The sequence below is a fragment of the Bradyrhizobium sp. MOS002 genome (assembly GCF_003020115.1).
In the GTDB taxonomy this organism is placed as follows: Bacteria; Pseudomonadota; Alphaproteobacteria; order Rhizobiales; family Xanthobacteraceae; genus Bradyrhizobium.
Map to the genome: position 1 here is coordinate 12,881 of NZ_PYFX01000019.1, position 13,120 is coordinate 26,000.

10 protein-coding genes and 3 pseudogenes are annotated in these 13,120 nt (G+C 62.2%); 6 read left to right on the forward strand and 7 right to left on the reverse strand.

The annotated features are described in order from the left end of the window. Positions 1 to 478: 478 nt before the first annotated feature. Positions 479 to 1,672, forward strand: a complete 1,194-nt coding sequence (locus C7G41_RS31410; protein WP_106946166.1) for a CaiB/BaiF CoA-transferase family protein — start codon at positions 479 to 481, stop codon at positions 1,670 to 1,672. A 503-nt stretch (positions 1,673 to 2,175) separates the two neighbouring features. On the opposite strand, the pseudogene C7G41_RS31415 reads toward C7G41_RS31410, so the two are convergent. Next, positions 2,176 to 2,375, reverse strand: a pseudogene (locus C7G41_RS31415) (transposase); the annotation flags it as partial. A 461-nt stretch (positions 2,376 to 2,836) separates the two neighbouring features. On the opposite strand from C7G41_RS31415, the pseudogene istA reads away from it, so the two are divergent. The 4 genes and pseudogenes from istA to C7G41_RS37120 all read left to right on the forward strand — a co-directional run. Then, positions 2,837 to 3,733, forward strand: a pseudogene (gene istA, locus C7G41_RS39110) (IS21 family transposase); the annotation flags it as partial. A 40-nt stretch (positions 3,734 to 3,773) separates the two neighbouring features. Next, positions 3,774 to 3,977: a hypothetical protein gene (locus tag C7G41_RS39115; protein ID WP_373681176.1), complete on the forward strand. Its 204-nt coding sequence runs from the start codon at positions 3,774 to 3,776 to the stop codon at positions 3,975 to 3,977. Positions 3,978 to 4,376: 399 nt separating this feature from the next. Continuing rightward, positions 4,377 to 5,108: pseudogene (gene istB, locus C7G41_RS31425) on the forward strand (IS21-like element helper ATPase IstB). Beyond that, positions 5,105 to 5,467 carry a hypothetical protein gene (locus C7G41_RS37120; RefSeq protein ID WP_146159837.1) on the forward strand — a complete coding sequence of 121 codons (363 nt, stop codon included), beginning with the start codon at positions 5,105 to 5,107 and terminating at the stop codon, positions 5,465 to 5,467. The pseudogene istB and the gene C7G41_RS37120 overlap by 4 nt, the downstream one beginning before the upstream one ends. 206 nt (positions 5,468 to 5,673) lie before the next feature. Here C7G41_RS37120 and C7G41_RS31430 read toward each other — a convergent pair whose 3' ends face one another. Continuing rightward, positions 5,674 to 6,456, reverse strand: coding sequence for an outer membrane protein (locus C7G41_RS31430; protein ID WP_106946167.1), 783 nt, complete (start codon positions 6,454 to 6,456; stop codon positions 5,674 to 5,676). Between the two features lie 102 nt (positions 6,457 to 6,558). Between C7G41_RS31430 and C7G41_RS31435 the strand changes: the two genes are divergently transcribed. Then, the gene (locus C7G41_RS31435) at positions 6,559 to 7,191 is read left to right on the forward strand and encodes a DNA-binding protein (protein WP_106946168.1); all 633 of its coding nucleotides are present in this window, start codon (positions 6,559 to 6,561) and stop codon (positions 7,189 to 7,191) included. A gap of 411 nt (positions 7,192 to 7,602) precedes the next feature. On the opposite strand, the gene C7G41_RS31440 is transcribed toward C7G41_RS31435, so the two are convergent. From C7G41_RS31440 to C7G41_RS31460, 5 genes are all read right to left on the reverse strand, one after another. Then, entirely contained in the window at positions 7,603 to 9,120 is a 1,518-nt protein-coding gene (locus C7G41_RS31440; protein WP_106946169.1) for a tripartite tricarboxylate transporter permease, read from the reverse strand. Positions 9,121 to 9,132: 12 nt separating this feature from the next. After that, entirely contained in the window at positions 9,133 to 9,675 is a 543-nt protein-coding gene (locus C7G41_RS31445; protein WP_106946170.1) for a tripartite tricarboxylate transporter TctB family protein, read from the reverse strand. Between the two features lie 178 nt (positions 9,676 to 9,853). Further along, positions 9,854 to 10,840, reverse strand: coding sequence for a tripartite tricarboxylate transporter substrate-binding protein (locus tag C7G41_RS31450; RefSeq protein ID WP_199198709.1), 987 nt, complete (start codon positions 10,838 to 10,840; stop codon positions 9,854 to 9,856). A gap of 140 nt (positions 10,841 to 10,980) precedes the next feature. Beyond that, positions 10,981 to 11,778 (reverse strand): enoyl-CoA hydratase/isomerase family protein, encoded by a 798-nt coding sequence (locus tag C7G41_RS31455; protein WP_106946172.1) that lies wholly within the window; start codon positions 11,776 to 11,778, stop codon positions 10,981 to 10,983. Positions 11,779 to 11,839: 61 nt separating this feature from the next. Next, the gene (locus C7G41_RS31460; RefSeq protein WP_106946173.1) at positions 11,840 to 13,039 is read right to left on the reverse strand and encodes an alanine--glyoxylate aminotransferase family protein; all 1,200 of its coding nucleotides are present in this window, start codon (positions 13,037 to 13,039) and stop codon (positions 11,840 to 11,842) included. Positions 13,040 to 13,120 lie beyond the last annotated feature (81 nt).

Below are 13,120 nucleotides of genomic sequence, written 5' to 3' on the forward strand. Positions count from 1 at the left end.
GAACCGCGATAGGAAATCTCAGTTTCCAAGTCGGCTCCCGACCGCATCGAAGTTCGCCTAAAATCGGAAAGGGAGACTTCCTGCGTGTGACTATCGGTCAAGCACTGGAATTTTGCTCCATCCGTAGCACAGCGGACCAAGCGCATCTTTCGCCCGCAAGCCAGGCAATCTGGAAAAGGCGCGATTGATATCGTTCTCATGTCATGCCTACGCCTACCGGGCGCAGCAGTGTCCCTTGCGGCTCAAATCCTACGAGACTTCAGTTCTACAAAGGTTGCAGGCGCTGTCAATTAAAGTTCACATTTCCCCGATTTTCGCCGGAAGAGACCTGTGGACGCCGTTGTTCAGATCCGGACTTTTGTGGCCCGGAATCTGTGCCCGTACCGATCCATGAATTCGCTCCGCGTGAGATCGGCGGACTTGCTGGATGCGCCTTCCTCTTTATGGTGTATCGAAATCATCTTTGGAGCGTTTCCATATGCCTTTTCCACATGCCTCACAGGCGCTGTCGCGCTTTACTGTACTGGACCTGACCCGCGTCCGGTCAGGGCCAACCTGCGTACGACAGCTGGCGGACTGGGGCGCCAAGGTCATCAAGATCGACGCTCTGGTCGAGGATGCGGGCGGCGAACAGCCAGGAGGGCCGCGCCACGGCGCGGACTTCCAGAACCTGCACCGCAACAAGCGAGCGATGACCCTCAACCTCAAAGACCCAAGGGGACTCGAGGTGTTCAAGCGGCTCGCGGGCAAGGCCGATGTTGTCGTGGAGAACTTTCGCCCTGATGTGAAGAAAAAACTCGGTATCGACTATGACAGTCTGCGACAACTGAATCCGCGACTTGTGTATGGCAGCATCTCCGGCTTTGGCCAGGACGGGCCGTATCACAAGCGGCCGGGCTTCGACCAGATCGCACAAGGTATGGGCGGGCTGATGTCAATCACAGGCGCGCCGGGCGAAGGGCCGATGCGGGTCGGCATTCCGGTCGCCGACCTCACCGCCGGTCTATTCTGTGCCATGGGCATCCTCACCGCACTGCTGGAACGCGAGGTCTCGGGCAAGGGCCAGTGGGTGCAGACCTCGCTGCTGCAGGCCCAGATCTTCATGCTCGACTTCCAGGCCGCACGCTGGCTGATGGAGAAGGAAGTGGCAAAGCAGGCCGGCAACAACCACCCGACCAGCATTCCGACCGGCGTGTTCAAGACCTCGGACGGCTACATCAACATTGCTACTACGGGCGGCCGGATCTGGGAGCGCTGCGCGCAGGCGATCGGCGCACCGGAACTCTACAGCCATCCCGACTATCTGACCGCTCCGGCCCGCTCCAAGAACCGCGACGCGCTCAATGCCGAGATCGAGAAGCGTACCTTGACGAAGTCCACCGAGACCTGGGTCCGCGAACTCAACGAGGCCGGCGTGCCCTGCGGGCCGATCTACGCCATCGACCAGATGTTCGAAGACGAGCAGGTCAAGCATCTCGGCATCGCGCAGGAGGTGCCGAATGACGAGGCGCGCGACATTCGTCTGGTCGGCCAGCCCGTGACGCTGTCGCGCACACCAAGCCGGATGGTGGCGCGGCCACCCGAATTCGGTGAGCACACCGACCAAGTGCTCGCCGAATTCGGTTTCGATCAAGAAGAAATTGTAGCTCTCAAGGCGGCGAGGATAGTGTGAGCTTCAAACAAGTTCGACGGTAGCGACCGAACAGAATGAATCAAGAGCGTTCGGTGTCCGTTCGCTAGCGCGGTGCTTTGTCGCCTGCGCGGAGATCAGCTGACGGAGGGCGAGCCGCCGGCACTCGGGTTGGCGGCGGCTCATTGAGGTCGCGAGCCCACGGGGCGCTGGTCCGAACTGCGGCGTCTGATGAAGTCGGCTGGGAGCTCACGCAAGATGCGACAGAAAGGCTAACCAAGAAGGCCAAGGCTGCGCCCGCTGATCTCTTCTCGTTCATAGTCATGGACATCCACTCGTCAGTTGGTCGAAATTCCTCCTGCGATGTTCCATCCTATCTGAGGCGCGTGCTGAGTGAAAGCGCATCGCCTCGATGGCAACATCGACACAGGTCGGCGGCGCAACTAATGTCGCTCCGTTTCATACCCTTAGGTGAGAACTCATTATGTGACGTCTGATTGTATGATTAGATCGCGCGTCTGACCTGCCGCTCTGGGGACGGCCGCTCATCCGACTCGCCCCGGCATCGGAAACCGGCAAATTGCAGTCCGCTGCATCGTACGGCGGAAGTTGTGGCCGATTGCTGAGAGCACGACGTTGGCGGCGTGGCCGGCGCGGCCTTTGAGGCAGCAGCGGCGAAGGTGACCTTCGGCCTTCACGTGTCCGATGATGGTTCGATGGCGGAGCGGCGCCGCAGCTCGCGCCGTCGCGTTTGCACCACACTCCGGTGGGTCTGCCATTTGGATTGGCTCACTTACAAACTGGTCATGGCCCTGTGAGCAGAACCATGGGCAGATCATCGGCCAATTACCACACCTCCGGTTCTCCAAGAACAGCGAGCCTTGCGATGCTTCTACTGGCAAGACCGACCTGGTCTTCTGTGCGACAAATCGCAAAAACCTTGGTAGAATAATGAACTTGAGAAGACCATCGCCGACACATAGTCGAGCTTGGCATTACTGCTCATGATGCGGAATCCGGGCAAAGCGGCCACCGATTCCGACGGAAGGCGGCCACCGATTCTGATCGAAAGCGGCCACCCGATCCGAACGAATGCGGCCACCCTGTTGATAGGGTGAGACGGGGGGCGTTGTCGGCAATCGGGGCAAGGTCCCTCCTTTTGCGGTTGACGCAATGGGAGGTACGATGCCCGCCGAGAGATTGCCGATGCGGAAGATTCGAGAAGTTCTACGCCTGAAGTATGCCTGTGGGGTGAGCGATCGGGTGATCTCCCGATCGGTCGGGATCGGTCGCACGGCGATCGCCGAGTATGTCCGCCGGGCCGCGGTGATCGGCATCACCTGGCCGATCCCGGAGGAGCTCGACGACACAGCCCTGGAGCGCAAGCTGTTTGCGCCGGCCGGCTACAACCCGCCACGATCGAAGCCGCTTCCGGATTGGGGGCATGTCCATGCCGAGTTGCGCCGCCGCAGCGTAACGCTGGCACTGCTGTGGGAGGAATACCGCGGCCATCATCCCGACGGCTACGGCTACAGCCGGTTCTGCGAGCTCTACGTCGAATGGCGCCACGGCATCACGGCGACCATGCGGCAGACCCACGCGGCCGGCGAAAAGCTGTTCGTGGACTTCGCCGGCGATACCATGCCGGTGTTCGACGGGCTCACCGCGGAGGTGCGCGCCGCCAAGATCTTCGTCGCGGTCATGGGAGCGTCGAATTACACCTTTGCCCAAGCCCGGTTCAGCGAGGCGCTGCCCGACTGGATCGGCGCCCATGTGGATGCGCTCACCTTCCTGGGCGGGGTGCCGAAGGCGCTCGTCTGCGACAATCTGAAGGCCGGGGTGACGGTGGTGAGCCGCTACGAGCCAGGCGTCAACCGGACCTACCAAGATCTTGCCGCCCATTACGGCACCACCATTATGCCGGCGCGGCCCCGCAAGCCGCGCGACAAGGCCAAGGTGGAGGCGGCGGTTCTTATCGTCCAGCGATGGATTTTGGCGCGGCTGCGCAACCGGCGCTTCTTCTCGCTCGCCAAGTTGAATGTTGCGATCCGCATCCTGGTCGACCAACTTCAACGCCCGCCTGATGCGCAAGCTCGGTGCCAGCCGCCGCGAGTTCTTCGACACCATCGATCGTCCGGCCCTGATGCCGCTGCCGGCCGAGGCCTATCAGTACGCCGAATGGCGTCGTGCCCGTGTGGCGCCGGATTACCATGTCGAAGTTCAGGGACACTTCTACTCGGTGCCATCCCGCATGATCCGCCAGGTTGTCGAGGTCGGGCCACCGAAGCCACCATCGAGGTGTTCCATCGCGGCACCCGCATCGCCAGCCATGCACGCTCGGGGGTGAAGCGCCGCCACACCACGATCCCCGAGCACATGCTGAGCGCGCATCGCCGATACGCCTTCTGGACGCCGGCGCGTCTGCTGGCCGCCGCTGAGAAAGTCGGTTCGTCCACGATCGCGCTGTGCGAGGCGATCATGCGGACAAAGCCGCATCCCGAGCAGGGCTTCCGATCCTGTCTCGGCATCCTGCGGTTGGAAAAGACCTATGGGACGCAACGTCTCGAAGCCGCTTGCCGCCGCGGGATCAGCATCGGCTCAGCGAGCTATCGGTCGATTGCCTCGATCCTCAAGACCGGCCTGGACAAGTCCTTCCTTCCCGACACCACCCCCGACGCCGATCCCATCCAGCACGGTAACATCCGTGGCCGCGGCTACTACCACTGACCAGCAACAAGGAGGCATTATGCTCAGCAATCATACCCACGAACGTCTCGCCGCTCTCGGGCTCGCCGGAATGGCCAAGGCCTTCGATGATCAGCAACGCCAACCGGACGTCACCGCGCTGACCTTCGAGCAGCGCCTCGGCCTGATGATCGATCGCGAAGCAACCTGAAGTTTGCCCCGCTACGGCAGGCCGCAATCGTCGAAGATGTCGATCTGCGCGCTCCGCGCGGCATCGACCGCGCCTTCTTTGCCAAGCTCGTCGATGGCGATTGGATCGGCCGCAAGCAAAATTTGCTCATCACCGGGCCGACCGGCGTCGGCAAGAGCTGGATCGCCTGCGCGCTCGGTCACAAGGCATGCCGCGATAATCGATCGGTCTTATACCATCGCCTGCCAAGGCTGTTCGAAGCTCTTGCGCTCGCCCGCGGCGACGGACGCTATGCGCGGCTCCTCAAGACGTTATCGAGGGTCGATTTGCTCATCCTCGACGACTGGGGCCTCGCTCCGATTACCGGCGAGCAGCGTCGCGATCTCCTCGAAGTCGTCGACGATCGTCACCAGCGCGGATCGACTATCATCACCAGCCAGGTACCGATCGAAAATTGGCATGAGATCATCGCCGACCCCGACCATCGCTTACGCCGTCCTCGACCGCCTCGTCCACAACGCTCACCGCCTCATCCTCAAAGGAGACAGCATGCGGAAAATAACTGCCCAACGCGCCAATCTTGACGCCGCGAAGAAAACTTGACCCAACTCCTCATGCCGGCAACGACACCCCGGCCGCCTTCGTCGGAACAGGTGGCCGCCTTCGATCGGAATGCATGGTCGCGTTCAATCGGAATCTCTGGCCGCAATCCCCGGAATCCGCATCATGAAACGCGACTGCCAGGAAGCCCGGATGCCTCAAGCTTCCTTGGCATTTTCGAGGTCGAAAGGTTCGAGTTGGGCACGGGTTTATGGCACGCCCGCGTTCTGCGCTCTGACCACCGGCCGGTGGTATTCGACGGCGAACCATTCGAGTTTCCTCACACCGAGATGAGCTGGCCCAATGCCCAAGCCGCGCATGAGGACTCTAAATCATTCATCGACCGGATGATCGAGGCCTGACTTGGCGCTGTACCGCTGAGGGAGGCGCCCCAAGCCCGCCAACGACTCCGGCCTAATACGAAATGCTGCACCGGAGAGGCCGGTCGGGGACAAGGCTCCTTTCCGCCTGTGCCTCTTACGCATAGTTAGCTTCCAGCAACGAAAGTTCCACGCAACGAAAAAACCCCGGCGCTGCCGGGGTTCTAACGTCCAAGATCTAGGTCGGATCAGTACTTCGCGACGACGGGGCCGGTCCAGTTGAAGCGGTACACGAGTGAGGTCGAGATCGTTTGATTCCAGGTATTGGCACGGATGCTGTTGCCTACCGGAAGGTTACTGACATCGAACAGTTCGTCCTGAGTCTTGGTATTGTAGAACGCCGAACGATACTCGGTCTTCATGAACCAGCCCGGCGACTGGATACCAAAAATGTTCAGGTTGTTTTCGACGCCGCCGCCGACGAACCAGCCGTTACGGTTGTAGCTGCCGAGGTGGACACCGGCGGGAACACCAGCCAGGGTCAGGAAGTTAGTCTGGCCGAAGTGAGCGCCCGAATAACCGCCGTTGACGTAGGAGAGAACGTTCGGAGCGACCAGATAGCCGAGGCGGATACCGGCCGCCCAAGAGTCTTCCAGCTTCTGGCTGCCAGTGATGCCGAGGGTCGGATCCTGAATGGTAGCGCGGATGCTGCCGAACTGACCGTCTGCGAACACGCCGGCGACCCAGGTGCCGCTAAACTGCCAGTCGTAGCCGAGACCGACCGTGCCGAACCAGCCCGAACCGCCCTGACGCTGATCGATCGTCAGCGGAAGCGCGCCCACCGTGGTTTGAACGTGCTGGTCGGCAGCCGAGAGGCCACCACCGCCGCCCCCGAAAATATAGAAGCCCGTCCAGTTGGCGACGGGAGCCGCCATCGGCGCCTTCACATACGGGCGCGCGCCCAGGTCGGCCGCTGAGGCCGAACCGGTCATCGCCGCAACCGCGGTTAGAGCGAGCAAAATCTTCTTCATCACAAATCCCCAAGCAGTGTGCGTCGATGTCGCAAGCAATCTAGCTCAAAGCACCAAAAATGCTGTACCCCAAATGGCACAGTAAGAGGCAATCGAAGACCAATGTTGGCGAGCAGCAAGGTGATCGTAGCTGAATTTTTCCGCGACAATCCCGCGGAAATAGCAGCCTATCTAACTGAGATATTTGCAGAAAATGACCACAAAGCCGCGCAAATTGGTCTAAGCCTCGTGATGCAAGGCCAAAATGTGCAGATGCTGGCGCTGGACGCCGGTCTGAGGAGGGATGCCCTTTACAGGACATTTGGTGGCCGAATCGATCCCCAGCTCAGTCGGGTCCTGAAACTCTTCGATGCGCTTGACGTGCGAGCGTGCGTGGTCCCAAACGCTCCTTCAGAGGCTCAGAGCGCACCCAACTCAACGACTTCTGCTGCGCTGCAAGCGTCTGCAGTGCGGCTATCTCAAGCGTTCGAGGGCAACTGTTTCGTCGAGGCTTTGCTCGCATTGAAGGAAGTCGCCCTGTCCCAAAATGTCTCCGCCCTCGCGCGAGCGTCAGGCCTTGAGCGAAGATCGATCTACAAGACATTCGGCGGGACCGTAGATCCCGAGTTGGGTCGAATTTTGAAGCTCTTCAGAGCGATGCAGCTCCGGTTCATTGTCATGGCCCTTCCACGCAAGCCGAAGTCGCCGCGACCCAGGCTTGGCCGTCCGCCGCACGCGTCAAAACAGTCTAAGTAGCCGAGGCACGGGTCCGTCTGGAACCGAAGCAATCTTCGCCGCCAAAGAACACTTAAAGAACGCTGGGACGACCACCTATGGCGCCGCGTTGAATGAGCACGGCTTGCAACAACGATCCTGTACTTCATGAACGATCTCAATCCCAACGGCGTCTTGCGCAGATCTTCGTCGTGTATCATCGCTTCGGTGGTAGCCGTGAAGATGGATCAGCGAAAACCCCTATTCTGCAGCAGGCGATAGCTCGGACTCCCTCGGAGCGGTCGTAGCTGTGCCTGAGGATGGCGCCTTCAGCCGTTTGTCGCGGGCACGGCCCTGGTTTGCCCCACGAACAGCCGGACCGCCCCTGCGGGAAAGCTGGCGGTCATCCACGGTGACGGATGAGAAGCACGCATTGTTGCTCCGTGCAGCCGCTTAGGGGGATGAGCGCTTTGTCTGTTTCGTCCATCCGAGGCGGGAGAGCAAGCCATCAACCGCCGGCCAGAATAGCAGCACGATGGCCAAGGTCGTGATCGAGCCGACCAGGCCGTTCGACCAGAACACCTTGAGGTCTCCGCCGGCGCCGATCATCGACAGACGGAAGGCGTCCTCGGCCCGGTTGCCTAGCACGAGCGCCAGCGTGAACGGCGCGAGAGGAATGCCGATCTTCTTGAAGACGTAGCCGACTACGCCGAAGCCGAGCATCAGCCAGATGTCGAACATCGCGTTCTCGATCGCATAGGCGCCGATCGCGCAGGACACCACGATCATCGGCGCCACCGCGGCGAACGGCACGCGCAGGATCGAGGCGAAGATCGGCACCGTCGTCAGCACAAGCACGAGGCCGACGACATTACCGAGATACATCGAGGCGATGAGGCCCCAGACGAAGTCCTTGTGCTCGACAAACAGCAGCGGTCCCGGATTGAGCCCCCACACCATCAGCCCGCCGAGCAAGATCGCAGCGGTGCCGGAACCGGGAATGCCGAGCGCCAGCATCGGCAGCAGCGCCGCCGTGCCGGAGGCATGCGCCGCCGTCTCCGGCGCGAACACCCCCTCGATGCGGCCCTTGCCGAAGCTCTCGGGATCCTTGGAGAAACGCTTTGCCAGGTTGTAGCCCATGAAGGAGGCCGCGATCGCGCCGCCTGGGGTAATGCCAAGCCAGCAGCCGATGAAGGAGGAGCGCAGCAGCGTCACCCAGTATTTCGGCAGGTCCTTCCACACACTCAGCACGACGCGCAGCGAAATGCTCGCCGCATGTCCGCGCAACGCGAGGCGCTCCTCCATCGTCAACAGGATCTCGCTGATGCCGAACAGGCCGATGACGGCGACGAGGAAGTTGATGCCGCGCAAAAGCTCGGACGAGCCGAAGGTCATGCGCAGATTGCCTGACACCGTGTCCATGCCGATGCCGGCGAGCAACAGCCCCAGCGACATCGAGATGACGGTCTTGTGCTTGGCCTCGCGCCCCAGACCGACGAAGGAGCAAAAGGTCAGCAGATACACCGCGAAGAACTCGGGCGGGCCGAACTTCAACGCAAAGGACGAGATCATCGGGGCGAGGAAGGTGATCAGGAGCACCGCGACCAGCGAGCCGATGAAAGAGGACGTGAACGCCGCCGTCAGCGCCTCCGCCGCCCTGCCCTGCTGCGCCATCGGATAGCCGTCGAAGGTGGTCGCGACCGACCAGGCTTCGCCCGGGATGTTGAACAGGATCGAGGTGATCGCGCCGCCGAACAGCGCGCCCCAATAGATGCAGGACAGCATCACGATCGCCGAGGTCGGATCCATCGTGAAGGTGAGCGGCAACAGGATCGCGACACCGTTGGGTCCGCCGAGTCCGGGCAAGACGCCGACGAAGATGCCGAGCACCAGCCCGACCATCATCAGCACGAGCGTCTTCCACGTCAGCAAGACGGCGAAGCCGTGAAGCAACAGGCCGAGAGCTTCCATCGCGGGTCCGCCTTAGTGGCCGAAGGCCGCTTCGAGCGGCCCTTTCGGCATGATGACGTCGAAGGCGATGTCGAAGGTGACGAACATGATCGCCGTGAATACGATAGCGGTGAGCAGCGACTTCCACGGCGCGATCTTGCCGACGAGGCGCATGAAGCTGGCGATCAGCAGGAAACTCGCGACATAGAGGCCGAGAAACTGCGTCGCCAGGCAGAACAGCAGCGTCGGCACGAACACCGCCATCACGCGGCGGGCTTGCGCGCGCGTGACGAAGGTCTCGGGCGCCGCGCGGTGCGCGACCAGCGCCACGATCAGGCCGTAGAGGCTGGCACCACCGAGAATGACGGAGAGGTAGAACGGGAAATAACCGGGCTCCGGCCCGGTCGAATCCCAGGAGGCGCCGGTGCGCCAATTGTCGTAACCGAGGGTGGCGGCCAGCGCGAGCAACAGGAGACAGACGAATATCTCGATCGTGCCGGAGGAGACGACGGAAGGCGAGTCGTCTTCGGGCGCGGTCGGATCGTCAACGACGATTTCAAGATCGGTTTGGGGCATGAACGAACAACAATCGCTGGGGCCAATCCCCTCTCCCGTCTACGGGGAGAGGGTTAGGGTGAGGGAGGGAAGTCCCCACGAGGACGGTGATAGACGGACTCGCGGAGAGTCCCCCTCACCCGCATCGCTTCTTCGATCCGATGCGACCTCTCCCCGCAAGCGGGGCGAGGTGAAGCAATCACTTCGCGACGAATCCGGCTTCCGTCATCAGCGACTTGTTGACTGCATCGTCCTCCTCGAGGAATTGCACCATGTCCTTTCCGGTGAGGAAGATCGGCTTCAGCGCCTGCTTTTCCATGTAGTCCTTGTATTCCGCGGTCTGCGTCACCTTATGGAACAGCTCGACATAGAACGCCTGCTGTTCCGCCGTGACCTTGCCGGGCAGGAACATCGCGCGCAGCATCAGATACTGCACATCGACACCCTCCTCCTTGCAGGTGGGGATGTCGGCCCAGGACTGCGTCTCCGTCACTTTGCTGGTGTAGGAGATTCGCTCCTTGTCGAACACGCAGAGCGGGCGCACCTGGCCCGCGCGCCAGACCTCAAGATTCTCGGATGGATTGTTGACGTTGGATTCGGTGTGGTTGCCGACCAGCTGGGTCGCGGCCTCGCCGCCGGACTTGTAGGGCAGATAGGAGAATTTCGCGCCGGTCTTCTGCTCGAGGAACACGGTCAGCACGTGATCCTCGCGCTTGGAGCCGGTGCCGCCCATCTTGAACGGCGCGCTCGCCGCCTTCGCGGCCGCGACGAACTCCTTCACCGTCCGGGGACCCGCGCTGTTGTCCCACAGCACGAACTGGTCGAGCGCGATCACCGAAACCGGGGTCAGCTCACGCCAGTTGAACGGAATCTTCGCCGACAGCGGCAGCATGTAGATCAGTGAATAGGCGATCAGCACCTTGTTGGGGTCGCCCTCGCTGGATTTCATGTACATGAGGGCTTCCGCGCCCGAAGCCCCGCCCTTGAGCGAGACCACAATCGGCTGCTTCATCAGATTGTTCTTCTGGATCGCGGCCTGCATCATCCGCGCCATCTGGTCGGAGGCGCCGCCCGCGCCCGCCGCGACCACGATCTCGACCGGCTTGCTCGGCTCCCAGCCGGCAAGGGCCGGTGCGCTCAACGATAGCGCCGCTGCAACGCCAACAGCTTTCACTAGAATTTGCACGAGTTTCGTCCCCGGGTTATTGTTGGCTTAGTTTGCCAGGAATTTATCGGCGCATTGTGCGGACTAACGCCGGCGAGTTCAAGCACGCGGGCATGCCGCTGCCTATGACTTTCGGCTGACGAAGCTAAGCCGGAGATGCGCTACTTGCCCTTCCAGTTCGGCGTGCGCTTGTTGAGGAAGGCGTCCATTCCCTCGCGGAAATCTTCGCTCATATAGGCCTTGAGGATCAGATCCTCGCCCTCTTCGCGCGACAGCGTGCGGCGGATGCGGCGCACTGCCTCCTTGGTCGCTTCAAGCGTCAGCGGGGCGTGGCTCGCCACGAGCCTGGCGGTCTCGTCGGCGCGGCGCTGCAGCGTCTCGACATCAGGGACGACCTCGGTGAGGAGGCCGAGGGCCAGTGCTTCCGGCGCCTCGACGAGGCGCGCCTTGAAGATCATATCCTTGGTGCGGGCGGGGCCGACCAGCGAGACGACGCGGCTGATATTCGACATCGACAGGCAGTTGCCGAGCGTGCGCGCGATCGGAAACCCGATGCGCGTCGTTTCGGTCCCGATGCGGAGGTCGCAGCAAGCCGCAATGCCGGCACCGCCGCCGGTGCATGCCCCCGCGATCGCTGCGATCACGGGCACGCGGCACTGCTCGAGTGTGCCGAGCACGCGATCGATGCGGGCCTCATAGTCGAGCGCATCCTGCGCGGTTTTGAACGCACGGAATTGAGAAATGTCGGTGCCGGAGGCAAACGCCTTGTCGCCGGCGCCGGTCAGGATCAGCGCCTTGATCGAGCGGTCGGCGTTGATCTCCTGGCAAATCTCCGCCATGCGCTCGTACATGGCGAAGGTCAGTGCGTTGCGCGCCTGCGGGCGGTTGAAGGTGATCCGCGCGATGCCGTCCGTGACGGAGTAGAGTAGGTCTTCGTTGGCAGTCGTCGGTGCGTTCATCGCGCGCTCTCTTTTCTCGAAGTTGGCTCAGGCAACCTGAGCCTTCAGGCCGCCTGGGCCTTTAAGCTACCTGGGCCTTGGTCATCTGCACCACGTCGCGTCCCTTCAGGACGTCCATGGCCGCCAACACGCCGCCGCTTCGGTGCGGGATCTTTGCAAGATCGAGGCCCATCTCGACGCCGGCGAGCGTCCCCATCAGCATCAGATCGTTGAAATGGCCGATATGGCCGATGCGGAACACCTTGCCCTTGACCTTGTTCAGGCCGGTGCCAAGCGACATGTCGAAGTTTTCCAGCACCACCTTGCGGAAGGCATCGGCATCGTGGCCATCAGGCACGCGCACGCCGGTCAACGCCGGCGAATGAGCGGCAGGGTCGGCGCACTGCGTCTCCAGGCCCCAGACCTTGATCGCGGCACGCGTCGCCGCGCTGTGGCGCTTGTGGCGGGTCCAGACGTTCTCGAGCCCCTCCTCTTCCAGCATCTTGATCGCCTCGCGCAGGCCGTAGAGCAAATTGGTCGCGGGTGTATAGGGGAAGGTGCCGAGCTTGTTGAAGCCGATGACCTCCTGCCAGTCCCAATAGGAGCGCATGCCGGGGTTGGCCTTGGCCACCGCGAGCGCCTTCTCCGAGACGGCGTTGAAGCCGAGGCCGGGCGGCAGCATCAGGCCCTTCTGCGAGCCGGCGACCGAGACGTCGATGCCCCAGGCATCGTGCTCATACTCGATCGAGCCGAGGCCGGAGATGGTGTCGACCATCAGCAGCGCGGGATGCTTGACCCGGTCGAGCAGCTTGCGCACCTCCAGCGGCGGCGTCACGCAGCCGGTCGAGGTCTCGTTGTGGACGACGCAAACCGCCTTGATGGTGTGCTGCTTGTCGGCGGCAAGGCGCTTCTCCATCTCGGCGAGGTCGGCACCATGGCGCCAGTCGCTTGGGATGAAGTCGACGTCGAGCTTGAACTTGTCGGCGATGCCACGCCACAGCACGGCGAACTGGCCGGTCTCGCACATCAGGACCTTGTCGCCGGGCGCGAGCACGTTGACCATCGCAGCTTCCCAGGCGCCGGTGCCGGACGAGGGGAAGATGATCACGGGCTGCTTGGTGCGGAACACCCGCTGCATGCCGGCGAGGACGGCGAAACCGAGCTCGGCGAACTCCGGACCGCGATGGTCCAGCGTCGGCATGTCCATCGCCCGCAGCACCCGGTCGGGCACGTTGGTCGGTCCTGGAATCTGGAGAAAATGCCTTCCAGTATGCACGGTCATCGGCGTCCTTCCCGGTCTTTGAGTCTGCCTTGGCTTAAGCCCAGCTTGACTTCGAGCCTTTCGGACTGAAGGGGGCTGCGC